Source organism: Paenibacillus sp. FSL R5-0470, from assembly GCF_037975205.1.
GTDB lineage: Bacteria > Bacillota > Bacilli > Paenibacillales > Paenibacillaceae > Paenibacillus_AQ.
Genome location: NZ_CP150238.1, coordinates 660817 through 687127 on the forward strand (window position 1 = coordinate 660817; position 26311 = coordinate 687127).

Consider the following 26311-nt stretch of genomic DNA (forward strand, 5'->3'; position numbering starts at 1 on the left):
AGTCACGCTGTTTTTAGTTGCAACGCATTAACTAAGGCGAAGGTCAGCGGCATGTTTGCCTGCTGTATATCCAGTAGAGAACGCTGCTGTAATATTGTAGCCACCAGTGTAGCCATGGATATCGAGTACCTCTCCACAGAAGAATAACCCTTGCATAAGCTTAGATTCCATTCTTTTGGGATCGATCTCTTTCAGATTTACGCCGCCGCCCGTAACAAAGGCTTCGGACAGGGATCGGGTACCATGAACATTAACGGGCATCCTTTTCAAGATACCTGCTAGCGCATGCAATCCAATCTTGGATACATGATGACCCGTAATATCTCCATCCAGGTCAGCTTTAGCTAACAAGAGGGGAATGAGACGTTCTGGCAGCAGCCCCTTTAGTGAATTGCGGATCGCTTTCTTTGGCTCCTGGTCCAGCTTGTCCTGCAGCGATGATTCCACTTCTTGCAAGTTCAGATCAGGGAAGAGATCGATGGACATCTCAACCGTGTCATTCCCTGATTTACGCTGGACCTGTCTCAGAAATTGGCTGCAGCGCAGTGCAATTGGCCCCGATAATCCAAAATGGGTGAAGATCATATCTCCGCGATGAGAAATGACCTTCTTTCCTTTTGGATTCCATACAGTAAGTGCCACATCGCGTAGCGACAATCCTTGCAGCTCACCGGATTTAATCCACTCTTCCCGTGAAATAATCGGTACCTCTGTCGGAAATAGCTCAGTAATGGTGTGGCCTGCGTCTTCAGCCCATGGGTACCCATCTCCAGTAGAGCCGGTCTGAGGAACGGACTTTCCTCCGGTGGCGATGATTACGGCAGCACTGGAAATCGTTTTGCCCGAGCCTAGCTGAACGCCTTTAACAGCCCCTTCTCCATATATTACACGTGAAACAGGACTATCCGTCATAATCTGCACACCTAGACCCCGTACTTTGTTGATTAAGGCGGAGACGACGCTGGAGGCCTTATCGGAGACGGGAAACATCCGTCCGTTGTCTTCTTCCTTTAATGCAATGCCTAAGCCTTCAAAAAAGGCAATGATATCTTGATTATTAAAATGGTCGAAGGCGCTATACAAAAACCGCCCGTTTCCCGGGATATGGGAGATTAACTCATCTCTCTCCTTGACGTTCGTTACATTGCAGCGTCCGCCACCAGATATTCCGAGCTTTCGTCCTAGCTTAGCTCCCTTGTCGATCAGTAGTACGGATGCCCCGTGTTCTGCTGCGGCCACGCTTGCCATTAATCCCGAAGGGCCGCCACCTATGACGATCACATCGAAGTTGCTCATGAAATTTTACTCCTTTACATGTTAAGACACGGGTGTTACTTCGTGTTTTCCTAACGGAATCATACCATTCTGACTGTCATGTAACCAGTCTTGTCCGCTCACTTGGTTATAATCGTTGTCAGGAGAGTAATCCTGTGCTTTAATCTAGTCATGTAGGGGAATTTGTCCATTTTGGGGTGTGATTGTAATTATTGGCGCAATTAAGGATATATTATTGCAAATATCGGCAGCATGCTCCTTTCTTTTTCTGATTCAGTGGTGGGTGGACCGAGGGCTTGTGGCTCGAAAAAAAGGTAGTTTCCCGGATAATCAAACTTTTTTGGTTTTGGCGTGTGCGTTAAGTCTTATGCTATGCTCTCTTCTTTCGACGACTTTATTCGGTATTGCTTATTTGAATTTAGGAATGATTCCTGCTTATATCGGTATTTTATATGGAACTGTACGTTCAGGCATTCTGCTGTCCATCTTTTTGCTTGTCTGTAATATATTCATTGCAGAGCCAGCAGGAATAAGTAATATGATATTAAATTCAGGAATATTATTATATCCGTTGCTGTTTGGGCTAGCTAAGCCTTTTAAGAAAGGCACAGTGGTAGAGAAGATAGGTATGTTATGGATGGTTCTTTGTCCGAATATGTTGTTCATTGCACTTGTGCCTATTATAGGTGGAAAAAATATATATGAGGCTCATTCTGGCGAGTCACTTTTGATTACTTTGTATCTATTTTTCAGTATCGCACTAGGCGGTATTTTTGTTTATTTTGTTGAAATGGTCTGGAGTAGTTGGCGGGCTAAAATACATATGGAAAGTATAAGTGATAATTTCCAGTGGGAGTCTGAGAAGCTGCAGCAGATTACAAATGTAGTACCTCTGAGTATTATGTCCCTGGATGATCACGGAGTTGTGACCGACCTCAATGATTGTATGTTGGGAATGGCACGAATTCATTATCCCAATTTGAAAAGGGAAGATATTATTGGCAAGCCGGTTAGGGAATTTTTTAATGGTTCAGCGGATGTTGATGCATATATGAGGGTACGGGATAACATTCAGCATAAACGGCGTTCCCATGAGCGAATGATTCATGGAACGCGGATCTATCAAATTTATTCAGCGCCACTAATGCATAAGAACTCAGGATTAACGAGTGGAGTGGTACTCATTGCACAGGATATTACGGATGAAGTGAAACTCCGCTCAGAGCTGGATCATGTGGAACGTTTGAGCTTAGTAGGGCAGATGGCAGCCGGAATTACCCATGAAATTCGTAATCCTATGGCGGTAGTTCGCGGATTTTTACAGCTAATGAGAGAAAAGAGCTCGGATGACTTGGATTCTTATTATCAGATCGTATTGGAGGAGCTGGATCGGGCGAATAGCATTATTAATGATTTCCTATCGCTGGCGCAGAGCCGGATATCCGATAAGGAGAAAGTGTTATTACACCGAGTTATAGAAGAAGTCAGTCCGCTGCTGTGGGCGGATGCTAATCTTCGTGGTCAAAGTGTTGAGCTAAAGCTGAACGCATCCATCCATGAATTGGAGTTAAACGTTCGGGAAATCAAGCAGCTTATCCTTAATTTAGGCCGAAACGGCATGGAGGCTATGGGATCCAAGGGGATTCTGACACTGGAAACACATAGTACTCAGGAACAAGTGGAGCTGATTGTAAGGGATAGAGGAATAGGTATGTCGGACAGTCAACGAGAGAAGTTGTTTTCCCCTTTCTTCACAACAAAAAGGGAGGGGACGGGTCTAGGGTTATCCTTGTGTCTCAGTATTGTGGAACGGCATAACGGTAAAATAACTGTAGATTCTGTAGAAGGAGAGGGTACAGTATTTACCATCTCATTCCCTTTAGTAAAGGAAGAATATAGCGAAGCCATGCTTGCGGATTGAATCAGGTTACTGTAGCATCTCTTGCTTTCACAGAGTATGAATGTATAATAAAGTTAGTAAGTACTGCTGTAATGTTATCTGACAAAACAGTAATCAGTGAAGGAGAGTGCAGAGAAATGTCCATGTCTTTTAATCAATATATGAGAGATTCGATTCAGCCTATGCGTGATGACCTTACAAGCATTGGGTTTCAGGAGCTTATGACTCCAGAAGAGGTGGAAGCCACTCTTCCTACCGCAAAAGGTACGGCGCTTGTAGTCGTGAATTCGGTCTGTGGTTGTGCCGCTGGACAATGCCGTCCTGGTGTAGCTCAGGCTTTGCAAAATGAGATCGCTCCTGATCACTTGTTCACAGTGTTTGCAGGTCAAGAGAAAGAAGCTACTGCTAAAGCGCGTGAATATTTTGCTCCTTATCCGCCATCTTCCCCTTCCATCGCATTGATGAAGGATGGAGAGCTCGTTCATTTTATTGAGCGCCATAGTGTTGAGAATCGTTCGGCTGCTGAAATTGCTGCTGAGTTGAAAGAAGTTTTTGATCGTTTTTGCAAGTAAAAAAGTTATTCCATATAATCTCGCATTAGTCGGTAATTCGGCTGTTGCGGGATTTTTCAAAATATAAGAGCGATAATGGGATAGAATATACTTAGAAGCATAGAGCTTCACTTGGTATGGATATTTTGATGGATATGGAACCATTTCTGATGGAACGGGGTGTGGTTTGTGAGTTTACAGGAAGAAATTATTGCAGATCTTGGTGTGAAGCCAACGATTGATGTAGAAGCAGAGGTACGCAAACGGGTTGATTTCTTAAAGTCGTACGTGCTGAAGGCAGGTGCCAAAGGATTATTGATCGCCATTAGCGGCGGGGTGGACAGCGCGGTAGCTGCGGGTCTGTGTAAGCGGGCTACGGACGAGCTGTCGGCTCAAGAAGGCACAGAGTATATTACGCTTGGCGTATACCAGCCATATGGTGTTCAAGAGGATATCCAGCACAGCTATGATGTCGCAAAAGCTTTTAATCTGACCCATACCGTGGAGACAAACATTGAGGAAGCTGTAAATGAGATTGCGCTTGAAGTTGAGCATAGCCTGAAGTCCTTGGGCCAACATCGTCATATGACCCATCAAGGCAAGGGGAATGTTAAAGCGAGAACACGTATGGTTATGCAATATGCGCTCTCTTTTGAGAACAATCTGATTGTAGTAGGAACGGATCATGCTTCAGAAGCCATTACGGGTTTCTACACCAAGTGGGGGGATGGCGCTGTAGATATTACACCTCTATCCACACTTAATAAACGTCAGGTTCGTCAATTAGCGGCTCATATTGGTGTGCCTGCGGATATTGTTACTAAAGCACCTACGGCAGGCTTATGGCCGGGGCAGACGGATGAAACAGAGCTGGGCATTACTTATGACGATAATAGCGATTATTTGGAAGGCAAACAGGTTGACCCTGAGGTAGCGGAGAAACTCGAGAATTACTACCGGAGAACGGCGCATAAGCGCAATGTCATTCCTGGAATTTAGAATAGGTAGAAGTAGAAACCGCCACGGGTCTGCGTTGTAGCAGCTCTCGTGGCGGTTTTTTGTGAGATGGATAAGCTACAAGAATCTTAGTTAGCCAGCGTTTGATCGATAAAATTAGTGGTCGAAGCAATCGCAAGCTCCAATTGTGGGGTAGTGCCGGCAAAAGGATGCACAGTACCGAAGGTATGATTACCCTCAGGAATATGAACCCAGTTAATATCGGGCCGGAGTTTAGTGAGCTGCTCAGATCCTTGCCGGAGGTGCGCTCCATCCAGACTGCCTTGAATAAGAACAACTGGGAAGGACGCTGTCTTCATGCGTTCAAGGATATTATAACGTTCTTGTTGGTTCTCCATATCTTCTAAAATAACAGCATCCAGCGGCATTTGTTGGCCTGTGCGTGCATTAAGGACATGGGTTCGTCCTGTTTGCTTCATCTCCTGCTTTTGTTCTTCCGTCAACAAATCGAGCTTCGTAACCCCGTTCCAGGAGATGACCCCGCTAACTTCACTCGGATGATCAAGTGTGTAGACTAGACAAATGCCCCCTCCAAGACTATGTCCTAGAAGGAATAAGGGCAAGCTGCCGAATTTCGGGTGCTGGCTAAGGTAGGACAACAGTATTTCCATGTCCTTCAGCTCGCGACGAAAGGTGTTGCGGGCGAATTTTTCAAGCTCGGTAAAATGCAGCAGATCCTCTCCGATTCCAGCATGAGAGAAGTTGAAGGTGATCACTTCATGATCTTGGCTGAGAGTAGTGGCTATGTAAGGAAACATCCCCCAATCTTTGAAGCCCTTGTAGCCGTGTGCAATAACGATAAGGCTCTTAGGTGCTTCTTGGGCAGGAAAGTGTGAGCAGCGGAGAACAGCGTCTTCACCAGCGGGTATTTCGAAATTACGATGCTGCATAGGGTAATCCCCTCTCTCTATATATAAATGAAGTAAATCAGCAAGTCCATCACGAAGGCGCCTAGATAGACTTCCAAAGCATTTTCTTTTAAGATAGCAGAAAGAATCTTATAGGACTATAATTTAAAATTGAAATGAATGACCTGTATAATGATCATACCATTATTGAAGTAGTATAGGATACACGTCCATAAGGAGCGTGAAATTTTGATTTACGGAATCGGACATGATGTGTTAGAAATTGAGCGAATCTCAGAGGTAATGCGCAGGGGACAGGGTAAGAAATTCAACCAGCGCATCCTAACGGAGCAAGAGTACCAGCTTGCTGAGCAACGAGGTGGAAGGTTGGCTGAGTTCGTAGCCGGGCGTTTTGCTGCCAAGGAAGCCGTTGTGAAGGCTTTAGGTTGTGGCATTGGTAATGTGGTTGGTTTTCAGGATATTGAGATATTACCTGACCGTAAAGGTAAGCCGGAAGTAACCTTATCATGCGAAGCCTGGAGCAGACTAGATCTACCTGAAGGACAGAAGTATACCATTCATCTTACGATAACACATGGCCGTGATTTGGCTTCAGCTTTTGCGGTGGTGGAGGAGCTAGGTTCATGAATTGAACCGTGATTATAGAAGGGCAAGGAGAGTTACAATGAAACAACAAGAACGACAGGATTTGCAGGAACGAGAAGAAGGACGAGAGTTAAAAAAAGGACAAGATCTGCAAAATCAAGATGAACGACCAAAACAGCTGGATTTTAAAGAAGGACAAGATAAACAAGATCAGGAGCTGCGAGAGGCCAAGCAATATTTCAGTTATCATTTGCTGGAGTGGTATCAAGGGCAGAAACGAGATTTGCCATGGCGCAGGCATCGCAATCCTTATTATATTTGGATTTCTGAAATTATGCTGCAACAGACAAGGGTAGATACGGTAATCCCTTATTTTAATCGTTTTATTGAACGCTTTCCGACGGTGGAGTCACTCGCTGACGCCCCTGAAGAAGACGTGCTTAAGTGTTGGGAAGGCTTAGGATATTATTCCCGCGCACGTAATATACAGCATGCAGCCAAGCAGGTAAAGGAGCTTTATGGTGGACAGGTGCCGAATGACCGTGATGCGGTGTTCAGCTTAAAGGGAGTGGGTCCTTACACAGCAGGGGCTATTCTCAGCATCGCGTTTAATCGGCCAGAGCCAGCGGTAGATGGTAATGTAATGCGGGTGTTGTCCCGATACTTCCTCATCGAGGATGATATCGCTAAGGGACCCACCCGCGTGAAAATGGAGCGCCTGGCGGCTGAGCTGATCCCGGAGGGGGAAGCTGCCTCATTTAATCAGGCGCTTATGGAGCTCGGGGCGCTCGTATGCACCCCGAAATCACCGAGCTGCTTAACCTGCCCGGTGATGGAGCATTGCGCTGCGCGCCTGGCGGGCTGCGAGACTTCGCTGCCCGTCAAGACTAAGGCCAAGCCGCCGCGCCCAGAGGAGCGGCTGGCGGCCTTAATCGAGGGCCGCGGTGCCCATGCGGGCCAAGTGCTCATCCGGCAGCGGCCACAAAGCGGGCTGTTAGCCCGCATGTGGGAGCTGCCGCACTGGCAGGCGCCGCCAGCGGAAGGCGGCGCTAAGAGCGCGCGGCTGCCGGAGGCCGCGGCGCTGGACCGGCTGCGCCGGTCACTGCGGCAGGCCGGGATCTCCGCCCGGCCTGAGGAGCACTGGATGGCTGCTGAGCATATCTTCAGCCATATTGTGTGGACCCTGCAGGTGTATCGCTGCAGGGAGGAGGACGCCCTTCCGCTGCCAATAGCGGCAGAAGGACGGGCAGCCTACACCGCGGATGCAGGCCTGTTCCCAGAGATGGACAGCAGCGTGTCCATCGAGAAATTTGAGGATGGTAATGCTAGTCCAGAGGATGGCGGAGCCGTGCGCTGGATCAGTCGTGAGGACATGGCTAATTATGCGTTCCCTAATGTCTTCTTGAAGCTGCTGAATCTTTATTTCGATGAGCAGGAAGAGCTGGCGAAGTCGGGGAAGTAGAGAATGTTTGATGTAGAAGTATGGAATGTACTATGCTTACATCTAATTGCTTCTGTTGTTTTATGACCTCAAGAGTGATCAAAATTGTTTTTAGGGAATTATTCCCTGAAATCATGCCCTTTCCGCCTATTTTTAATCATTTTAGGGAAAACCTCCCTAAAAATTCGGTGAATATCTTATTTATGCTCCAGAACCGCTGGTTTTTAGGGAGGTTTTCCCTTATTACTAGTGTTTATGGAGAATATCGCTGAATTTCAGGGAGTTTTTCCCTAATTATAGTAAGACGAAGGCTATTTGGGGATTCTGCCCAGTAGAGCAACATAAAAAAAGGTATCCCGCAGCCTATTAGGCCAGAGGATACCTTTTTAAATTGGCTATTAAGCTATAAGCTCAAGCCGAATTTAATTCCTTATTTCGCGCTTTCGTAACGTTTGCCAACTTCTTCCCAGTTTACTACGTTCCAGAACGCTTTGATGTAATCAGGGCGTTTGTTTTGGTAGTTCAGGTAGTAAGCGTGCTCCCATACATCAAGTCCGAGGATTGGAGTAGCGCCTTCGCTGATTGGGTTGTCTTGGTTAGGTGTGCTTGTTACTGCCAGTTTGCCATCTTTAACAACTAGCCAAGCCCAGCCACTGCCGAAACGAGTAGTTGCTGCTGCTGCGAAATCTTCTTTGAATTTTTCGAATCCGCCCAGTTCGCTGTCAATAGCTGCTGCAAGTGCGCCAGTTGGTGCGCCGCCGCCGTTTGGTCCGATAACTTCCCAGAACAAGGTGTGGTTAGCGTGTCCGCCACCATTGTTACGAACAGCAGTGCGGATAGCTTCAGGTACAGCGTTCAGATCTGTAAGAAGTTCTTCGATGCTTTTGCTTTGCAATTCAGGTGCCTTTTCCAAAGCTGCGTTCAGATTAGTCACATATGTGTTATGGTGTCTATCATGGTGAATTTCCATCGTCAAAGCGTCGATGTGTGGTTCGAGTGCGTTGTTTGCATAAGGAAGTGCTGGTAATTGAAATGCCATGGAAAAATCCCTCCTGAGTATATTAGAATTTGTATAGATAAAGAACTTCGGCGGTTTATCGTCAAAATTCTTTATTGTTGATATGTACTATAGGGTATCTCCCAATAGGATACTTTAATTAAACAGTATCTGGATCAATAATGCAACACTAAACAAACATAAATGTTTATAAAGTATGATGGGAGTGTAAACAGGATCATCAATTGTATTTAAAATGTTAAAATAAAGAGCCGTCACCCCATAGACATAACTCTTTATAATTACCCTTATAATGAAACAATGAATCTCAGCCAAAATGTAAACGCTTGATATTAAGCGCTTTCAAAAGAAAAATGATGATATCACGAGAAAAGTGTGCTTTAATAGATTTAAAAGCAGGTATTCCTCGGTATTTGATGCTTTTTTTTATTTTCTCAATGTTAAGGGAACCCCTTCTTTTTGTTAAATTCATAAGCCATAGACAAGGGAGATTTTAAAGAATGCACGTTCGTTCCTTTCAATTAAGCGACGTTAGCCCTGTGACTGATTTGCTGCAAACCGCATTATCGGAAGAATGTTTCGAGAACACTATCGAGCCTTTCTCCAGGCAGCTTTCATGGGATTCAGATCTCATTGTAGTTGCGGAAGATGAAGAAGAAATTGTTGGAGCACTGATTGGTACGATTGAGAAAAACCACGGTTGTTATTTCCGGATTGCTGTACATCCTGATTATCGCCGCAGAGGAGTCGGTAGAAGTCTGGTATCGGCTATGGAATCCAGGTTTCAAGCTCGTAAGGTTAGTGGTATCTACGTAGCCGTCGATGAGCATAATTCTTTTGCATTGCCATTGTATGAAGCTATGGGATATAGCGAGAATCAAATTTTTAAATCTGTCCGGAAGCTGAGCATTGTTGGGTAATTTTGATCACTCAGCTGCGTAAGCGGAAACATTTACTAAATATAGAACTATAGTTGATGATATAGTCTGTTTCATTCATACTCAAGCGTATTTTCCAGAAGTCCATTACTAATGGCTGGGAGATATGCTTTTTTATTGTTATAATATCTGCAAGTATAGACATCAATAATTGAGAATAAGAGGTGACATATTGAGTCAGGAGTCCCAAGTAGAGTTCATACGTAATCGGAAGCAAAGACATAGATCCTCCAGATCAAAGAAAGGCTTTGGTGGTCGTTTGGCCGCGGAATTGAAGGATTGGTTGCTTACAGCGGTAGTTGTCTTTGCGGTAATGTCGGTTCTTAATATTTTTGTGTTCAATATATCAACGGTTAAAGGTCAGTCTATGCAGCCAACGCTTGTGGAAGGTGAGAGGCTCTTTATTAATAAGCTTTCATTGATGTTTGTAAACCCAAAACACGGGGATGTCGTCATTCTTCATGATCCTAGCACGGGGCCTAGCCGGAAGGACTTTTTAGTGAAACGAGTCATTGGTATACCTGGAGATATCATAGAAGTGAAGGATCACCAGTTATATGTGAATGGAAAAATAGTGAATGAGCCCTATATCGATACTGAGATTGAAGACCCGGATTTCGCTGCGTTAACTGTGGAGAGCGGAAACTATTTTGTCATGGGAGATAACCGTCATGCTTCAGCAAGCAAAGATAGCCGTTATTTCGGCTCCATCCCACAGGACATGATTGTAGGCAGGGCGGATTATATCTGGTGGCCGCTGTCTAAACTGAAAGGGTTATAAGAATTATATCGATAACATGAAAGGAGAAGGCGGAAATGAACAATACATTTCAGTCACCGTATGCTCCCCCGCCTTCCAAGTGGGCACAGCTTAAAGCGGAGATTCAGGAGGCTGCGACGTCACTCGGTATTGATGATATCGGGTTTACTACAGCAGAGCCTTTTTTATATCTGAAAAATATTTTGCAAGACCACCGAGACAAAGGATATGAATCTGGTTTCGAGGAACCGGATCTGGATAAAAGGACAATCCCCGCTCTGAGCTCTGGGGACAAGCCCTTATCTATTATTTCAATTGCTGTGGCCTATCCTTCCAAAATGGAGAATCCTCCGAAGTCTGAGCCAGGTGCACGAAGAGGTATTCTCGCCAGAGCATCATGGGGCAGGGATTATCATCATGTGCTGAGGGAGGCCTTGAGTAAGCTAGAGGACTTTATTCATGAGCGTGTGCCGGAGGCTGTACTGGAAAGTATGGTCGATACCGGTGTGCTGGTAGATAGAGCGGTTGCGGAAAGAGCAGGAATAGGCTTCAGCGGCAAAAACTGTTCCATCATCTCGCCCAAATGGGGATCCTGGATTTATCTAGGGGAGATGGTTACGAACATTCCGTTTGCTCCGGATGAGCCTGTTGAAGAAGGCTGTGGGGAATGTACCAAGTGTATTGATGCCTGCCCAACCGGCGCGCTGGTGGGTCCGGGTCAACTTAACGCGCAGGCTTGTATTTCTTTTCTGACGCAGACCAAAGGATTTCTGAGTGATGAATACATGACCAAGATTGGCAACCGTCTATACGGCTGTGACACCTGCCAGATTGTATGTCCCAAGAATCGTGGGAAGAACTGGAATCATCGCCCTCAGATGCTGCCTGATCCTGAGATCGTGAAGCCATTGTTAATGCCAATCCTGGATCTTAGCAACCGTGAATTCAAAGAGAGATTCGGAAATAGCTCTGCTGCCTGGAGAGGCAAAAAGCCGATGCAACGAAATGCGATCATCGCTCTCGGTAATTTCAAGGAAGTAGAAGCGGTGCCAAAGCTAACAGAAATTGTTCTGAAAGAGTCGCGGCCTGAGATGCGAGGCACTGCTGCTTGGGCGCTGGGACGCATCGGTGGTGAGGAGGCTCTAGCTGCTGTTGAATCGGCTTTAGAGCGCGAAGAGCATGACACGGTAAAAGAAATGCTGAGCCGGGCACAGGATGTGCTCCTTACTGCGAAGCAGGCACGAGAGGACAGCGATGTTTAATGAAGGAAAAAGATCATAGACAGGTTGCATATTCCCAATTGCTGTCCAGTTCTCGAAATGCTATGATAGATTCGCGTGCCATATGGCGATGCAGACAATAGAGTGTAGAGGTGGGCTTTAGATGAATATCGCATTACCTATTATTACATTGGTCGTAGGTCTCATCGGTGGATTTTTTATCGGTGTGTATTATCTGCGCAGACAAATGACAACTATGCAGAATGATCCTGAAATGCTGCAAAAGGTTGCGAAACAAATGGGTTATAACCTGAATGGGAAACAAATGCAACGTGCCCAACAGATGATGAAGAATCAGAACCAGACAGGCGCCCGACCAGGAGCTGCTAAAGGGAATAAACGTAGAAGTAAGTAACCGGGTCCGGATAGAAATTATACGGGTGCGGAAGGGGGAGACATCATGGGGAACATCAATGAATACGTGAACGGTAAAGTATCAGAGAACCGTGAGCAAATCGAGTATCACGTTGAGAAAATATTAGAATTAATCGGTGAAGATACCGGCCGCGAGGGACTGCTTGAAACACCAGCACGTGTTACGCGGATGTACGAGGAGATATTCGGCGGTTATTCGATAGATCCCCGCGAGGCGCTCGGTGTTACTTTTGATGAGTCTCATGAAGAGCTAGTGATCGTGAAGGATATCGTCTATTACAGCCAATGTGAGCATCACATGGCTCCATTCTTCGGTAAAGTGCATATTGGATACATTCCGAGCGGACGGATTGCCGGGCTCAGCAAATTAGCTCGCCTAGTTGAAGCAGTGAGTCGGCGTTTGCAGGTTCAAGAGCGCATTACGACGCAAATTGCGGATATTATGACGGAGGTACTAAGCCCTCACGGCGTTATGGTCGTTGTGGAAGGTGAACATCTTTGTATGTGCGCACGTGGAGTGAAGAAGCCAGGAAGTAAGACGGTAACCATGTCTACTAGAGGGGTCTTCCGAGAGGATGCCGCCGCTCGTGCGGAGTTTCTGAGCTTGATTAAAGAATAGTATATAGAGGTGTCTATGCCTCGAAATTAGAAGGACCCATCATTCACTTTTTGTGAACGATGGGTCCTTTTGGGTCAATATAAGCGAATAGAAGTGATGTCTTCTACGAAGTGGTAAGAGATCAGTAAGGCTTCCATGCCAGTTTACTGGCAGCGGCATAACGCTCTGACACATATGGCCAGTTGACGACCTTCCACCAATCGTTAATATAATCCGCACGATTATTCTGATGTTTCAGATAGTAGGCATGTTCCCATACATCCAAGGCCAAGAGCGGAACAACGTCCCATTGCGATAAATTTTGATGTTTTTCCGCAGTGAGAATTTCTAGTCTATGGCTACGTGGGCTCCAGACGAGAATGGCCCATCCGCCACCTTCTACTTTATTCGCAGCTTCGGTGAACTGTTTCTTGAAGCTGTCATAGCTTCCAAAGCTTTGTTCTATAGCTTCTAGTAAAGCACCTGTTGGGCGGCCCCCACCTTGCGGAGACATCACGTTCCAAAAGATCGTGTGAAGATAGTGGCCTGCACCATTAAAGGCTAATTCTCTCTCCCAATGTTTAACGAGATCGAAGTCACCGTTCTTACGGGAATCTGCTAATTTAACTTCAGCCTTGTTTAATCCATCTACATAACTTTGATGGTGCTTATCGTGATGAATTCTCATCGTCTTTTCGTCAATATAAGGTTCTAGTGCATTATAGGCGTAAGGCAAGGGAGGTAGCGTATGGCCGCCAATGGGTACCGCGTCGTTTTTATCGCGGATATCAGGAACAGTGTCAGTAAAAGTAGAAAATCCATCATTCCGCATGGTATCGTCTGTATCGATGTTTACGACATAATCCTCTGTGTAATCGCGCATGACTTGTGATAGCTTTCCGGGCGAGCTGAGTGTCTGCAGTACGGCTAAGAAGTATTCTGATTCGCGAATAATATGCAGAATCACAGTAGTTGCAAGGGGGACGGCTTTGACCGCTGCGCTACTCTCCATGATGGCAAAGAGCTGCCGGACGAACTCTTGGGATTGATTGCAGGAGATATGTAGCAGTTTCTCCGTTTCCGCAGTGAGTTCTGCCTGTGGCGGAGGAGAAGCGGAAAGGGCAGCATTCAATAGCTGCTGTGCCGCCTGCTCAGTTGCACCAAAAACAACGGCCCATTCATCGAGGAGTTTCACATAAGGGTCCTCTAATTTAGGGACGATCGCTTTGATGACTTCGGTATGCTCTTTCTCTTGTGTTTTCCAAAATACGATTTCTTCCAGGATACGTACTGGCAGCATCGGCCCGTATACATATAGCATGCCAAGAAAACCTCCCGTGATATGTCTTTATCAGTCCATTATATGAACGGTCTTGGAAGGTTATGAAGAACATAAACTTAGAGCTCTTTGGCTTCTTTCTTTCCAGGGGATGAAAACAGCCTCTTCCTAGGATACATTTCTTTCTGTCCCTGGAAGAGGCTGTTCGTATGGTTATTAGCGCTTAGTTAATTACTTGCCATCGCCGGCTGATCGCCATTAATATTTTTGGCCAGATGGACATTCCCTAAAAAAGCGGAGACCCGCCGCAAATACTCACGGGGATGCTCGCGGAACAACAGCTCATGATGACTACCCTCGATGATCCAGGAATCAGAGAACGGATTGTTCTGATTTGCTGCTAGTTCTTCGGCAATAGGATAAGGGGCTTTATCGTCTTTGGTTCCATGCATGAATAGGATAGGGAAAGGATAATCTTTGGATTTAACCTTTGCATATGGAATCTGATCTAGTCCCGTACCGTTCAGTACCGGGAACAGCATTTCCATGATCGCCAGGGAAGGCTGGCGCGGCAGATCGATATTCTGCTTGATATTATGATACAGCGTGTCTGGTTCTAACAAAAAGGTGCTGTCCAGAATCATCGCGTCGATGTCCTCAGATACTAATCCTGCCTGCAGTGCTGTGCCAGCACCCATGGAGAAGCCCCAAACAACGAGCTCTTTAGCCCCGCGTTCCTTTGCGAAATCAATGGCGCCTAGAAGCTGCTGGGATTCTTTTTTGCCGCCGGTTGCAATATCCTTATTACCTTGGGCAGCAAATCCGTAATCAAACATTACGACATTGAAATTCAGACTGTGTGCATAGTGAGCGAGATCGTACATAGGTACCCAAGACTCTTCGCGGTTGGCACCATAGCCATGGCTGAACACGATAGTCTTAGTGGCATCCTTGGCTGGAATATACCAGCCGTTCATCATGCGACTGCCATCCTTAGCTGGGAAGGTTACATCCTCGTAGGCGAGGCCTTTGGCCATCATAGGATTGGAGTACAGTGGCGCGACGGTTGGATTGGATAGTACCCAAGCGATGTAGCCATGGAGCGAGACAAAACAAAATGCTAAAAAGAAAAATATAGATAATAGCAATGCAACGATAATATGCTTAACACGGATCATCCGCAGCGATAGTCGTGATGAACTGCCCTGTTTAGGTAGTTTAGGACGACGGGAGACTGACGTGCCGGCTCGGCTGGTTGTCAGATCCATAAGGTCCCCTCCTAAGTATGATGTGAGTACTAGTGCCTAGGATAATTTGTCGAAAATGATACTAAAGCATTAGTATATTTAATATGTTTATCGTAAGTTGAAGCACTTACAAAGTCAATGAATTGGACCGTTTTGTAATGTAACTGTAAAGTGCGGACCAGTCTTTTTCGGCTCAGTGAATATACTGGACTTTCCGTAGAGTTTTGCACTAAGATAGAGTTAGTTATAATGTAACCGCGTTTCATTTGATGAAACACGAAGGGGGATTACTGTGGAGGACCGAAAGCTAACGGTACGCGCGGTAGAACGTGCGCTTGATATATTACTTTGTTTTACGCAGGACAGAGATTTAGGGTTAACGGAGATCGCATCAAAGATTGACTTACATAAGAGTACAGTCCACAGATTGCTGGCAACACTAGAGGAAAAGGGCTTTCTTATTCGCAATCCGGCGACAGAAAAATATAGGTTGGGTATACGAATCTGGGAGTTGTCGACGCATCTGCCTGCTTTTGACGAGTCGGCAGCGGTATTGCTGCCATCTATGGAACGGCTGAGAGATCGACTCGGAGAGACGGTCAGCCTTTACTTACGGGATGGTATTGAACGCGTACGTATTCAGGCGGTACAGAGCCAGCAAGCGATTCGTAGAGTCGCACAGATCGGTGCGAGGCTGCCATTATCCGTAGGGGCGTCGAGTAAGGTGTTAGCAGCGTATGCACCACCTGAGGTGTTGAGAGAGCTGCTGGAGAGTTCGGAGTGGCCGGATTACGTTGAGAAGAGTGTATACAAAGATCAGCTTAATGAGATCATCCGGCTGGGGTATGCCACGAGTTTCGAAGAACGTGAGTCTGGCGCGGCCGCTGTGGCGGTACCAGTCACAGGCCGTAGTGGAAATGTGATTGCGGCGTTATCGCTGTCAGGGCCGGTCAGCCGCCTGTCTAGGGATACGTTAGTAGAGTATGCCGCCATCTTGAAGGAAGCAGCAAGTGAAATGGGCATGATGATTCCATAGCCCAACATGAGAAAAACGGCCAGTCTCCGGATGATCGGAGGCTGGCCGTTTAATATCCAAATATAATAAGACAAGGGAGTGTCTCTAGCCTTAATGGCCAGAGAGCACTCCCTTGTGCGTCTTGCGATAAACCTATTCTACAGATACAGCCGAAGAATCTGTGGCATCCGCCAGCATTTGGCGAAGTACAGTTTGTAGAATACCACCATTGCGATAGTAATCAATATCAACCGTACTGTCGAGGCGTGCTGTGACAGGGAAATCGAACTGAGTACCGTCTTCACGGGTGGCGGTAACAGTTAGATCTTGGCTTGGCGTCACCTCGTTATCGAGACCGGTAATGTTGAAGGTCTCGCGTCCGGTCAGTCCCAAGCTGCTCCAGCCGTGGCCTTCCTGGAATTGCAGTGGAAGCACACCCATACCAACCAGATTGCTGCGGTGAATCCGCTCAAAGCTCTCAGCGATAACAGCTTTAACACCCAACAGAAGCGTGCCCTTGGCAGCCCAGTCACGTGAGCTTCCTGTGCCGTATTCTTTACCGGCGATAACGATGAGATTCTGTCCAGCGTCCTGATACAGCATGGAAGCGTCATAGATGGACATGACTTCATCGCTTGGCAGGAAGGTTGTAACTCCGCCTTCTGTACCTGGAGCTACTGCGTTACGAATCCGAATATTAGCGAATGTACCACGCATCATGACTTCATGATTTCCGCGGCGTGAGCCGTAGGAGTTGAAGTCTGCACGTTCTACACCATGATCGCGTAAATATTCGCCGGCAGGACCAGAGGTAGAGATATTACCTGCAGGTGAGATATGGTCGGTCGTTACGGAATCAGCAAGCAACGCCAGAACGCGTGCATCCTTGATATCCTTGATGTCTCCCAGACCGTCTGCCAGATGCTCAAAGAATGGCGGATTCTGAATATACGTGGAATTATCATCCCACTCATACAGTTCGCCTTGTGGAACAGGGATAGAATTCCAACGTTCATTAGCAGTGAATACATTCTCGTATTTACGACGGAACATCTCCGGACTAAGGGAGAGGCCGATTGCTTCACGAATTTCAGCAGTAGTTGGCCAAATATCCTTCAGGAATACTGGTTCACCTTGTGGATCAAATCCGAGCGGTTCAGTCTGTAAATCGATATTTACAGTGCCAGCCAGTGCGTAAGCAACTACGAGCGGCGGTGAAGCCAAGTAGTTGGCTTTGACCTGAGCATGTACGCGGCCTTCAAAGTTACGGTTACCGGAGATTACAGCAGCTACGGTCATATCGTTATCAGTGATGGCTTGGCTAACCTCTTCAGGCAATGGACCGGAGTTACCGATACAAGTAGCACAGCCATATCCCGCCAAGTAGAAGCCCAGTGCTTCGAGTGGCTTCAGCAGGTCTGCTTTTTCCAAATATTCAGTAACTACCAAAGATCCAGGAGTCAAGCTGCTCTTAACGTAAGCTGGTTTGGTCAGACCACGTTCCACAGCTTTTTTCGCCAAAAGACCTGCACCAAGCATAACGCTAGGGTTGGAAGTATTCGTACAGCTTGTAATCGCTGCGATCACGACCGCGCCTGTACTTAGCTTGCTTTTGGTGCCATTTTTATGTTCTATTTCTACAGCTTGGGCGATTTTCTCATCGCTGAGACCGTAACCGCCTTTGTCTACAGGTGTACGGATAATACCTTCGAAATTTTCTTTCATATGCGTAAGTTCGATCCGGTCTTGCGGACGTTTTGGTCCAGCCAAGCTTGGAACGACAGAAGCTAGGTCAAGTTCAATTACATCGCTGAACTCAGGATCTGGCGTATTCGAAGTGCGGAACATGCCTTGTGCTTTGTAATAAGACTCAACGAGCTCTACCAGATCATCTGGACGACCTGTGCTGCGAAGATAAGCAAGTGTCTCTTCATCTACAGGGAAGAAACCGATCGTTGCTCCGTATTCTGGCGCCATGTTAGCAACCGTTGCCCGGTCAGCAAGACTGATGTTAGCAAGACCAGGACCGTAGAATTCGACGAATTTGCCGACTACGCCCTTTTTACGCAACATTTCAGTCACTGTCAGTGCCAAGTCTGTTGCTGTAGCCCCTTCGATAAGACTGCCTGTAAGCTTGAAGCCCACTACATCTGGTGTAACAAAATAGAGCGGTTGTCCGAGCATACCTGCTTCAGCTTCAATACCGCCTACACCCCAGCCCACAACACCAAGTCCATTGATCATCGTAGTGTGGGAGTCCGTTCCAACAAGGGAATCTGGATAAACGACAGTTTCACCATCGATAGTTTTAGTGGTGGCTACGGAAGCCAAATACTCCAAATTCACCTGATGCACGATACCGGTAGCTGGAGGAACTGCACGGAAATTATTGAAAGCGGTCTGTGCCCAGCGAAGGAAACGGTAGCGTTCCTCGTTGCGCTCAAACTCCACGTTCATATTGTATTCCAAAGCGTCTGCCGTACCGAAAGCATCAACCATAACAGAGTGGTCAATTACAAGGTCAACGGGAACGAGCGGGTTGATCTGTTTAGGATCTCCGCCGGCTTTCTTTACGGTGTCACGCATAGCTGCCAGATCTACGACTACCGGAACACCGGTAAAGTCCTGAAGTACGATACGAGCAGGGATAAACGGAATTTCTTTATTGCGATCAATGTCGCCTGACCAATCAGCCAATTGTTTCACATGTTCTTCTGTAATCGCCCGTCCGTCAAATTGACGAACAGCCGCCTCAAGTAATACTTTGATCGAGAAAGGAAGGGAAGAGATAGAGCCCAATCCTTGTTCCTCAAGGGAGTTAAGATCATAATAGCGATAAGATTTGCCACCTGATTCCAGGGTGCGGGCCAACGAGAAATGATCCTTGCTTGGCATATGTGCGCCTCCTTGTTTCATCTATTGAAACTCAATTTCACATTGCATGTTATTTAATTATAACGGTTACAAAGAGGGGAGTAAAGTTTTTTTTCCTATATATAAAGCCTGAATATCGCATTTCTGAAACCATTTAGAGTTACCTCTAAAACGTAAGCTATAAGCAAAGCATATGCCCTACCATGTAAATTGAAGCGATCTGTATAGCGGCCTGTTTCCTTTCATATACATAGAGCAGTAGTTAAAAGGGAATGAAGGGGTGCGAGTATAATGGAACAGCAGTGGAAGCAGAGTCTATATGTATATGTAGATCAAGTGAATAAGGCCAGGGTGGAACCTAAGTCCTCATCACAAACAGTTTCCGTATCCGTTAAAGATCCACGTTTTCTGGTGGAGCAAGGGGAACGTGCACGCCGCATCGCTGAATGGTATACCGCTCGTGGGATCACTCCGCTGCGTGGGGAAACAGGTGTAAAGACTTTACGGACCGTCCGGCAGACTCCGACTGAGGTGGTAGCAGAGGTTACGCTGCATAGTGCACTTTATTATGAAAAAGGAGGCGTTAACCACCGCGAGGATAGGGTTGAGCTGGAGCGGTTGACCTTTGTGCGGGACGGAGGGGGCTGGGAAATCGCTGCTATAGAACGAACCATTCCCGAAAGGAATACAGTTCATAGAGCTGAGGCGGAGTTATCAGGCAGGTTGTCCAAATGGGGGGAAGCTTTGCCTGCTCCGCTGCCATCACAGCCCCTTCTAAACCGGAATATTCTTGGTGAGATCTCGGGCTCAAGAGAGGTTCGATACAACCGTGAAGAAGCAGTGGCTTATGCAGATCGTTGGTGGAAAGACGGGAATCCGGAGTTCGAAACATTTGAGGTAGATTGTACGAATTATGTGTCCCAATGCCTCTTTGCAGGGGGCGCGCCTATCAACTATACTGGTAAAAGAGAAACGGGTTGGTGGTACAAAGGCTACCAAGGAAAACAAGAATGGTGGAGTTATAGCTGGGCTGTATCAGACAGTCTGCAGCGCTATTTGAGCGTTAGCCGGAGCAGTGGCTTGCGTGCGGAAGTCATGGAGCGGCCGGAGCAATTGATGCTGGGCGATATCATTCAATATGACTGGGATGGTAACGGGCAATATCAGCACAGCACGATCGTCACAGCCTTTGATGCTGGTGGCATGCCGCTTGTGAATGCACGTACAGTTAGCAGTCGTCATCGCTTCTGGGACTATCGTGATTCCTACGCATGGACGGATCAAACGAAATACCGTTTTTTTCATATTAACGACTATTTATAAGACAGAAAGAGGTTATAAAGGTATGGGGAACGCAAAACTAACCGTAGGGCTGGTGTACGGGGGCAAATCCGGAGAACATGAGGTATCTTTACAGACGGCTTTTGCCGTGATGAACTCATTTGATTACGATAAATATGAGATTATCCCGTTTTATATTTCAAAACAGGGCTTGTGGAAAGTCGGAGAGACGTTATCGGCACCTTATAGTGAGGTAGAGCAGCTCAAGCTTTCAGATGCAACGGAAGATATGGGCACAGCCCTGAATGTAGTATTTAGTGGACTATCCGGTGCGGATAAAGCGGTGGACGTTATGTTCCCACTGCTGCACGGCACGTATGGCGAGGACGGAACAATTCAAGGGTTGTTCGAAATGGCGAATATTCCTTATATTGGGGCTGGTGTTCTTGCCTCTTCGGCAGGGATGGATAAGGTTGTTATGAAGAAGCTATTCGCTGATGCAGGTCTGGATCAATGTGAATATTGTTATTTTAACATCAGCGCTTGGAAAAGAAAAAGCCATGAGTTGATTGTGGGTGTAGAGGATAAACTGGGATATCCAGTATTCGTAAAGCCTGCTAATCTGGGCTCAAGTGTAGGTATTTCTAAGGCCTCTGATAAGGAAAGTCTTGTAAAAGCTATAGATTTCGCCTTCCGTTATGACACCAAAGTCATTATTGAGGAATTCGTGGATGCTCGTGAGGTAGAGGTCGGTGTGCTCGGAAATGATGAGCCAGAGGCCTCTGTTCCGGGTGAAATCGTTTCTTCTGGAGAATATTATGACTACGCAGCTAAATATACGGACGGTAAATCGCAAATGATGATTCCTGCGTCAGTAGATTCTGAAGTTGCTGATCGTTTGCGGGAGTCCGCGATAACCGCTTTTAGAGCGATTGAGGGTAGCGGGATTACCCGGGCGGACTTCTTCCTGCGGAGATCGGATGGTAAAATTCTAATTAACGAAGTGAATACGATGCCTGGCTTCACTCCTTACAGCATGTATCCGCTATTGTGGCGTGAGACAGGTGTATCCTATAGAGCTCTGTTAGACCGTATGATTGAGTTAGCCTTAGAGCGCTATAATTTCAAACAAGGTCTTAAGTATGACAACGAGTAATTGAAGCTACTAGCGGGTTCATCCCGACTGGAAAGGGGCGACGAAATATGGGTTTTCAAACTGAATTCAATTCCGTCTGTAAGTTCAAGAATGAACAAGAGCTGTACGAGCTGCTGGAGTATGGGCGTACCAAAATGGTGAAGCAGGGCTTTCGCGTGTATCCGACGGGTCAGAAGGTGATTGCCTACACACCTGAGAATGTAGCTGTAGCGATCGTCAAAATCTCAGCCTCGATCGCAGAGATTAATTTTCAGGGGCATGAGGTTACAGCGGTCGAAATGGAACTCGTGCGTAAATTGAATGAAGAAGAATCAAAAGTGCAAACTGCACTAGCAGATGAAATGTTTTTTGGAGCGCAGGGATGATTGTCCGTTTTGGATATGTAGCGATGTCCACCGTTATCAAAGACTGCTCACCATCCAAGACTATGACGATGGCCTCCTTCAAGAAGCTGGATGACCGTGAAGCGGCACTTCGGCGTTTGGAGAACCTCGCTCGGATGAATCTGCACAATACGCTGCGACTAATGAAGCATAATGTGGGTTCGGACATCTTCGTGTACCGTCTCACTTCCAAGTTGATTCCTCTGGCGACGCATCCTGATTTACAGGATTGGAATCCGTTTGCTGCGCTCGCTGAGGAATTCGCGGAAGTGGGGCAATATGTGAAAAAGCATGGGATGCGGGTGTCTTTTCATCCAGATCACTTTACAGTGCTTAGTACACCCCGTCCTGAGGTGCTAGTAAGTTCCATCCGGGATTTGCAGCACCACACGGACATGCTGAATGCCATGGGACTTCCTGCTATGGCGAAGAACAATATTCATATTGGCGGAGCCTATGGGGACAAGCCGGTGGCAGCCAAGCGGTTTGAGAAGCATTTCCGCGAGCTACCAGCAGCGCTGCAGGCACGTATTACGCTGGAGAATGATGATAAGACCTTCACAGCCCCGGAGACACTGGCAGTCTGCCAGAACGTAGGCCTGCCGATGGTGCTGGATATTCACCATCAATGGGTGAATAATGAAGGAGAGCTCCCTTGGGAGCTGTGGCCTGACATTCAGCAGACATGGCGGAGCGAGCTTGCACAGAAGGATGTTCCATCTGGAGAGCTTTTCCCGCCTAAGATTCATGTATCTAGTCCGCGCAGTCCGTCTGATCCACGCAGCCATGCAGATGGTGTGGAGCCTGCGCCATTAGTAGCTTTTTTAAAGCGGATAGCTGCAGATACCCCTGCTATTGATGTTATGATTGAGGCAAAACTAAAAGATGGTGCGTTATTTGGATTGATGGAAGCAATGAAGGAGCTGGCTGATGCCGGTAACGGAATTTCTGTATTAAATGGGGCAAGTGTGAATATCGAACCTTAAACAATGAAAATAAGGCGATAGGTCCCGAATACGGGCCCTATCATGACTTGATATGTAACTTGAAATAGGGTACGTTGAATGAAACTTTATTACGATTAACATTCAAGGGAACATAGAGATGGGTATCCCTTATGGCGGAACTTTGAGAACGTTTTGGCGTAGTGAACGGTATTGTGAATAGGATTGCTTTAAATTTCATGCCAATGGCGATTATGTTCAAGGAAGCGGAGTGAAGATATGAGTCCTTTAAAACCAGAGGGTAAGAAAGAACGTGAACCCTATGTAGTAACAAGCAAGGGACATACGGCGGTAGCCATTAATGCTGCTGCCAAAGCAGGAGAATGGATAAAAAGCAGACAGGGCCTGGTGAAGGAACTTAATACAAAGACATCGGCACAGGATCTGGTCACGGAAGTAGATAAAGGCGTTGAACAGATGATTCGCAGGTTGATCCTGACACATTATCCAGATCATGCGATCCTCGGTGAGGAAGGCGTTTCCCCGGGAGCAGCAGCAGCAACCGCTGCATTGGAAGAAGCTCGTGAGCATGAATATCTGTGGATTGTAGATCCTGTAGATGGTACGACTAATTTTGTACACGGATTTCCTTTTTACTGTGTCTCCATTGCTTTAGTGATTCGTGGAGAATTAACGGTGGGGGTAATTTACGATCCGATTCGTGATGAAATGTTCGTTGCAGAAAAAGGTAAGGGAGCCTACATGCATGGTGTTCCTACCGCAGTCTCTACAGAGGACGTTTTTGGAGACAGCTTGATTGCAATGGGCTTTCCGCCGGACCGTGAATTTGCGCAACCTGTAAATATGGCAGGACTGCAGAGCATTCTTCCGCAGATTCGTGGTATTCGCGCAGGAGGTTCAGCTGCTCTACACTTGGCTTATGTGGCAGCAGGTCGGGTAGATGGATACTGGGAAGTAGGCTTAAGCCCTTGGGATTGCGCAGCAGGAGTGCTGCTAGTGCTTGAATCAGGGGGCAGAATTACGGATACGCTTGGGCGTCCATACGATATTGGCACTCGTCATATAGTAGCAAGTAATGGTCATATTCACGAATACTTGGTTTCGTCACTGAAGAATGCTGAAGCAACAGGATATAAGCTTTAGGGAGGACGATGCATCATGAGCGAGAAGGATGATCTGGAACGCAAGCTAAGCGAAATGTTGGTTGATGGTGAGATGGAACAGGGTGACCGTATAGCTAAAGAAATCCGTGAGATCTCTCCGAAGTATGAAATTCGTATCCAGACCACAATGGATCCTATTGTGGAGGAGACGCTGCGGTATCGTAAGATTGGACATGAACTAGACGATCGTTATGATAAATATCTGGAACGTGCCGGGAAACATTTGAATTCACAAGAGGATTCAAATAAAGAATAAGACATTCGTTTCTAGCTGTGATAATAATTGTGATGTTCAGAGCGGTTTCCCGAATATGGGAGGCCGCTCTTTTGCGTTGCTATCAGGGATGGTAGAATGAGAATTAGAACATTTTGGGAGGGATACGATGCTAAGTAAGTGGAGAAGAATTTTAGCAGCTAGCACAAGCAGTATGCTTTTGTTATCTGTGCTGATTGGCGTAGGTGCCGGATCGGCAAATGCAGCTGACACGTCTATAACACAAGATGCAAGTCAGGATGTCTTTCGCATCGTAGCTCTTGGCGATTCGATTACTGCCGGATACGAGCCGGGAATGACGGATGTGAATACCAAGCCTTACGGTTATGCGGAGCGACTACTGGAGCAGGGGTGGTATCATGGCCGGAGCGAGCTTACCAATTATGGTATTCTTGGATTGACCACTGCTGGATTACGTAATTACACTGGAGCCATCAAGGACGGCTCAGCGATTACCGCTGAAGGTATTCAGTCAGGTCTTCCAGATCCGCGGATTGACCAATTCGTAAAGTTAACCCCGCAGATCGCATCAGAGCTGAAGGAAGCCGATCTGATTACGATTACAATTGGCGGGAATGATGTAAGCCGTCTTTTCTTACAGGTGAAGGAGCTGACAGATACAGATTTTGAATCTCAGCTGGAGCAGAAGCTAGCGGATTACAATACGAATGTGAAGGCGAGTCTTGAGAATATTCGTGCGATAAATCCTCAAGCAACAATTATATTGGCTGACCAATACCAGCCTGCTCCTAAGATCGCTCTTGGTGCGATGTACACTAAATTGATGACCGCAGCAGCGAAATTTACGGATTCGGCAGATCGTGTGGCTGCAAGTATGAATCAAGAGGGAGCAAAGGTAGTAGTAGCTCATGTAGCGGCAAAGTTTGCCGGCTCAGAGGGATCACTCACGCATATTATCGGGGCAGGACAAGCGGATTTTCACCCTACGCAGCTTGGATACGAGACCATTGCAAAAGTATTTGCTGAATTACAATGGGGGGAATACCGCATTCCCACTGTAGCGGCGATGGCTACGGATACTTTACCGATGTCGATTGTTGTAAAGGGTGTAGAGTTAAATACGCCGAATAAGCCCATCCTTAAGAATGGTCAGAACTTTTTGGCGCTTAAAGATATTCTAAATGCCGTAGGCGCTAACGGAAAGTGGGATAATAAGACCTCCAGTGCGACTATTGAATACGGTGGCCGGACGGTTGTAATCACGATCGGTAGCAAATTTATTAAGGTGAATGGACAGAATGTAGCCATTGATACCCCTGCTTTTCTGCAAAAGGTAGGCAAAGAAGATAAAACTTATCTTCCCCTTGCCGCATTGGCGACCGGACTTGGATTTGATGTTAATTATAGTAGCAAACTGCGAACGGCTTTCATAAATCCATAAATCTGCATAATATATCATAGGTACTTTAAATTAAGCCCGTAAGGCAAAGGTGGATGGAATATTGTCTAGTTCAAAATTTAGTGCTGAATATATCATCACTATGGATGATATTGTACGGGAAGGTCATCCCGTACTTCGTACAGTAGCTCAACCAGTGGAGCTTCCTCTACAGGAGGAGGATCGTGAGACTCTGCAATGTATGCTTCAGTTTCTGAAGAACAGCCAGGACCCGGAGATTTCCGAAGAATACAATTTACGCTCTGGCGTAGGTCTGTCGGCGAATCAAATCGGACTGTTGAAGCGTATGTTCGTGATGTATTCTACGGACGAGAGAGGGAGGATTGTAGAGCATGCTTGGGTTAACCCTAAGATCATCAGTCACTCACTAACCATGGTGTACTTACCGGAGAGCGAGGGGTGTCTGTCCGTTGATCGACCGGTGCATGGTTTTGTACCTCGTTATGAATCTGTGAAGGTAAAGGGATATGATCTTGAGGGGAAGGAAGTGGTCCTTAAATTTAAGGGCTACCAAGCCATCATCATCCAGCATGAGATTGATCATCTCGATGGGATCATGTTCTACGACCGAATCAACAAGGAAAATCCATTCAAGCTTCCTCAGGGAGTGGAAATCCGTAACTTGTACGAGTAAAAGAAAATCTCTG

The 26311-nt window shown here is 46.6% G+C and carries 24 protein-coding genes and 1 pseudogene; 19 read left to right on the forward strand and 6 right to left on the reverse strand.

Going from position 1 to position 26311, the window contains the following annotated elements:
• Window positions 1–27 precede the first annotated feature (27 nt).
• A complete protein-coding gene (locus MKY99_RS02975; RefSeq protein ID WP_339268579.1) occupies window positions 28–1296 on the reverse strand; it encodes an NAD(P)/FAD-dependent oxidoreductase in 1269 nt (422 codons plus the stop codon).
• A gap of 178 nt (window positions 1297–1474) precedes the next feature.
• On the opposite strand from MKY99_RS02975, the gene MKY99_RS02980 reads away from it, so the two are divergent.
• The 3 genes from MKY99_RS02980 (at window position 1475) to nadE (ending at window position 4725) form a co-directional block, all read left to right on the forward strand.
• Window positions 1475–3196 (forward strand): ATP-binding protein, encoded by a 1722-nt coding sequence (locus MKY99_RS02980; RefSeq protein ID WP_339268581.1) that lies wholly within the window; start codon window positions 1475–1477, stop codon window positions 3194–3196.
• Window positions 3197–3312: 116 nt separating this feature from the next.
• Complete coding sequence (locus MKY99_RS02985; protein ID WP_042184644.1) at window positions 3313–3747, forward strand: BrxA/BrxB family bacilliredoxin; 435 nt, start codon at window positions 3313–3315, stop codon at window positions 3745–3747.
• Window positions 3748–3915: 168 nt separating this feature from the next.
• A complete protein-coding gene (gene nadE, locus MKY99_RS02990) occupies window positions 3916–4725 on the forward strand; it encodes an ammonia-dependent NAD(+) synthetase (RefSeq protein WP_339268583.1) in 810 nt (269 codons plus the stop codon).
• Window positions 4726–4811: 86 nt separating this feature from the next.
• Here the strand turns inward: nadE and MKY99_RS02995 are convergent, their stop codons facing one another.
• On the reverse strand, window positions 4812–5633 hold the full coding sequence (locus tag MKY99_RS02995; RefSeq protein WP_339268585.1) for an alpha/beta fold hydrolase: 822 nt from the start codon (window positions 5631–5633) through the stop codon (window positions 4812–4814).
• A 207-nt stretch (window positions 5634–5840) separates the two neighbouring features.
• Between MKY99_RS02995 and acpS the strand changes: the two genes are divergently transcribed.
• The gene (gene acpS / locus MKY99_RS03000) at window positions 5841–6239 is read left to right on the forward strand and encodes a holo-ACP synthase (RefSeq protein WP_076300164.1); all 399 of its coding nucleotides are present in this window, start codon (window positions 5841–5843) and stop codon (window positions 6237–6239) included.
• Between the two features lie 37 nt (window positions 6240–6276).
• Window positions 6277–7659: an A/G-specific adenine glycosylase gene (gene mutY, locus MKY99_RS03005; RefSeq protein WP_339268587.1), complete on the forward strand. Its 1383-nt coding sequence runs from the start codon at window positions 6277–6279 to the stop codon at window positions 7657–7659.
• Window positions 7660–8068: 409 nt separating this feature from the next.
• On the opposite strand, the gene MKY99_RS03010 is transcribed toward mutY, so the two are convergent.
• Entirely contained in the window at window positions 8069–8677 is a 609-nt protein-coding gene (locus MKY99_RS03010; RefSeq protein WP_042184652.1) for a superoxide dismutase, read from the reverse strand.
• A gap of 479 nt (window positions 8678–9156) precedes the next feature.
• Between MKY99_RS03010 and MKY99_RS03015 the strand changes: the two genes are divergently transcribed.
• The 5 genes and pseudogenes from MKY99_RS03015 (at window position 9157) to folE (ending at window position 12628) form a co-directional block, all read left to right on the forward strand.
• Window positions 9157–9576, forward strand: a complete 420-nt coding sequence (locus tag MKY99_RS03015; RefSeq protein WP_036676822.1) for a GNAT family N-acetyltransferase — start codon at window positions 9157–9159, stop codon at window positions 9574–9576.
• Window positions 9577–9766: 190 nt separating this feature from the next.
• Complete coding sequence (gene lepB, locus MKY99_RS03020; protein ID WP_339268590.1) at window positions 9767–10375, forward strand: signal peptidase I; 609 nt, start codon at window positions 9767–9769, stop codon at window positions 10373–10375.
• Window positions 10376–10410: 35 nt separating this feature from the next.
• A pseudogene (gene queG / locus MKY99_RS03025) lies at window positions 10411–11565 on the forward strand (tRNA epoxyqueuosine(34) reductase QueG); the annotation flags it as partial.
• A gap of 172 nt (window positions 11566–11737) precedes the next feature.
• Window positions 11738–11989: a YneF family protein gene (locus MKY99_RS03030; protein WP_042123938.1), complete on the forward strand. Its 252-nt coding sequence runs from the start codon at window positions 11738–11740 to the stop codon at window positions 11987–11989.
• A gap of 45 nt (window positions 11990–12034) precedes the next feature.
• Window positions 12035–12628 (forward strand): GTP cyclohydrolase I FolE, encoded by a 594-nt coding sequence (folE, locus tag MKY99_RS03035; protein WP_042123940.1) that lies wholly within the window; start codon window positions 12035–12037, stop codon window positions 12626–12628.
• A gap of 121 nt (window positions 12629–12749) precedes the next feature.
• Here the strand turns inward: folE and MKY99_RS03040 are convergent, their stop codons facing one another.
• A complete protein-coding gene (locus MKY99_RS03040) occupies window positions 12750–13928 on the reverse strand; it encodes a Fe-Mn family superoxide dismutase (RefSeq protein WP_094877189.1) in 1179 nt (392 codons plus the stop codon).
• Between the two features lie 185 nt (window positions 13929–14113).
• On the reverse strand, window positions 14114–15154 hold the full coding sequence (locus tag MKY99_RS03045) for an alpha/beta fold hydrolase (protein ID WP_339268595.1): 1041 nt from the start codon (window positions 15152–15154) through the stop codon (window positions 14114–14116).
• 271 nt (window positions 15155–15425) lie between these two features.
• Between MKY99_RS03045 and MKY99_RS03050 the strand changes: the two genes are divergently transcribed.
• Window positions 15426–16169, forward strand: coding sequence for an IclR family transcriptional regulator (locus MKY99_RS03050; protein WP_042184662.1), 744 nt, complete (start codon window positions 15426–15428; stop codon window positions 16167–16169).
• 132 nt (window positions 16170–16301) lie between these two features.
• On the opposite strand, the gene acnA is transcribed toward MKY99_RS03050, so the two are convergent.
• Entirely contained in the window at window positions 16302–19043 is a 2742-nt protein-coding gene (gene acnA / locus MKY99_RS03055) for an aconitate hydratase AcnA (protein WP_042184665.1), read from the reverse strand.
• Between the two features lie 267 nt (window positions 19044–19310).
• Here acnA and MKY99_RS03060 point away from each other — a divergent pair, with 267 nt between their 5' ends.
• The 8 genes from MKY99_RS03060 (at window position 19311) to def (ending at window position 26298) form a co-directional block, all read left to right on the forward strand.
• Window positions 19311–20345, forward strand: coding sequence for an amidase domain-containing protein (locus MKY99_RS03060; protein ID WP_339271476.1), 1035 nt, complete (start codon window positions 19311–19313; stop codon window positions 20343–20345).
• A gap of 22 nt (window positions 20346–20367) precedes the next feature.
• Window positions 20368–21459, forward strand: a complete 1092-nt coding sequence (locus MKY99_RS03065) for a D-alanine--D-alanine ligase (RefSeq protein ID WP_339268597.1) — start codon at window positions 20368–20370, stop codon at window positions 21457–21459.
• A gap of 47 nt (window positions 21460–21506) precedes the next feature.
• Window positions 21507–21824, forward strand: a complete 318-nt coding sequence (locus tag MKY99_RS03070; protein ID WP_042123954.1) for a hypothetical protein — start codon at window positions 21507–21509, stop codon at window positions 21822–21824.
• A complete protein-coding gene (gene uvsE / locus MKY99_RS03075; RefSeq protein ID WP_339244634.1) occupies window positions 21821–22828 on the forward strand; it encodes a UV DNA damage repair endonuclease UvsE in 1008 nt (335 codons plus the stop codon). The genes MKY99_RS03070 and uvsE overlap by 4 nt, the downstream gene beginning before the upstream one ends.
• A gap of 237 nt (window positions 22829–23065) precedes the next feature.
• Complete coding sequence (locus MKY99_RS03080; RefSeq protein ID WP_042184672.1) at window positions 23066–23950, forward strand: inositol monophosphatase family protein; 885 nt, start codon at window positions 23066–23068, stop codon at window positions 23948–23950.
• Between the two features lie 15 nt (window positions 23951–23965).
• Window positions 23966–24226, forward strand: a complete 261-nt coding sequence (locus tag MKY99_RS03085) for a hypothetical protein (protein ID WP_076285870.1) — start codon at window positions 23966–23968, stop codon at window positions 24224–24226.
• A gap of 127 nt (window positions 24227–24353) precedes the next feature.
• Window positions 24354–25646: a stalk domain-containing protein gene (locus tag MKY99_RS03090; protein ID WP_076300172.1), complete on the forward strand. Its 1293-nt coding sequence runs from the start codon at window positions 24354–24356 to the stop codon at window positions 25644–25646.
• A gap of 100 nt (window positions 25647–25746) precedes the next feature.
• Window positions 25747–26298: a peptide deformylase gene (gene def, locus MKY99_RS03095; RefSeq protein ID WP_042193240.1), complete on the forward strand. Its 552-nt coding sequence runs from the start codon at window positions 25747–25749 to the stop codon at window positions 26296–26298.
• Window positions 26299–26311: the final 13 nt, after the last annotated feature.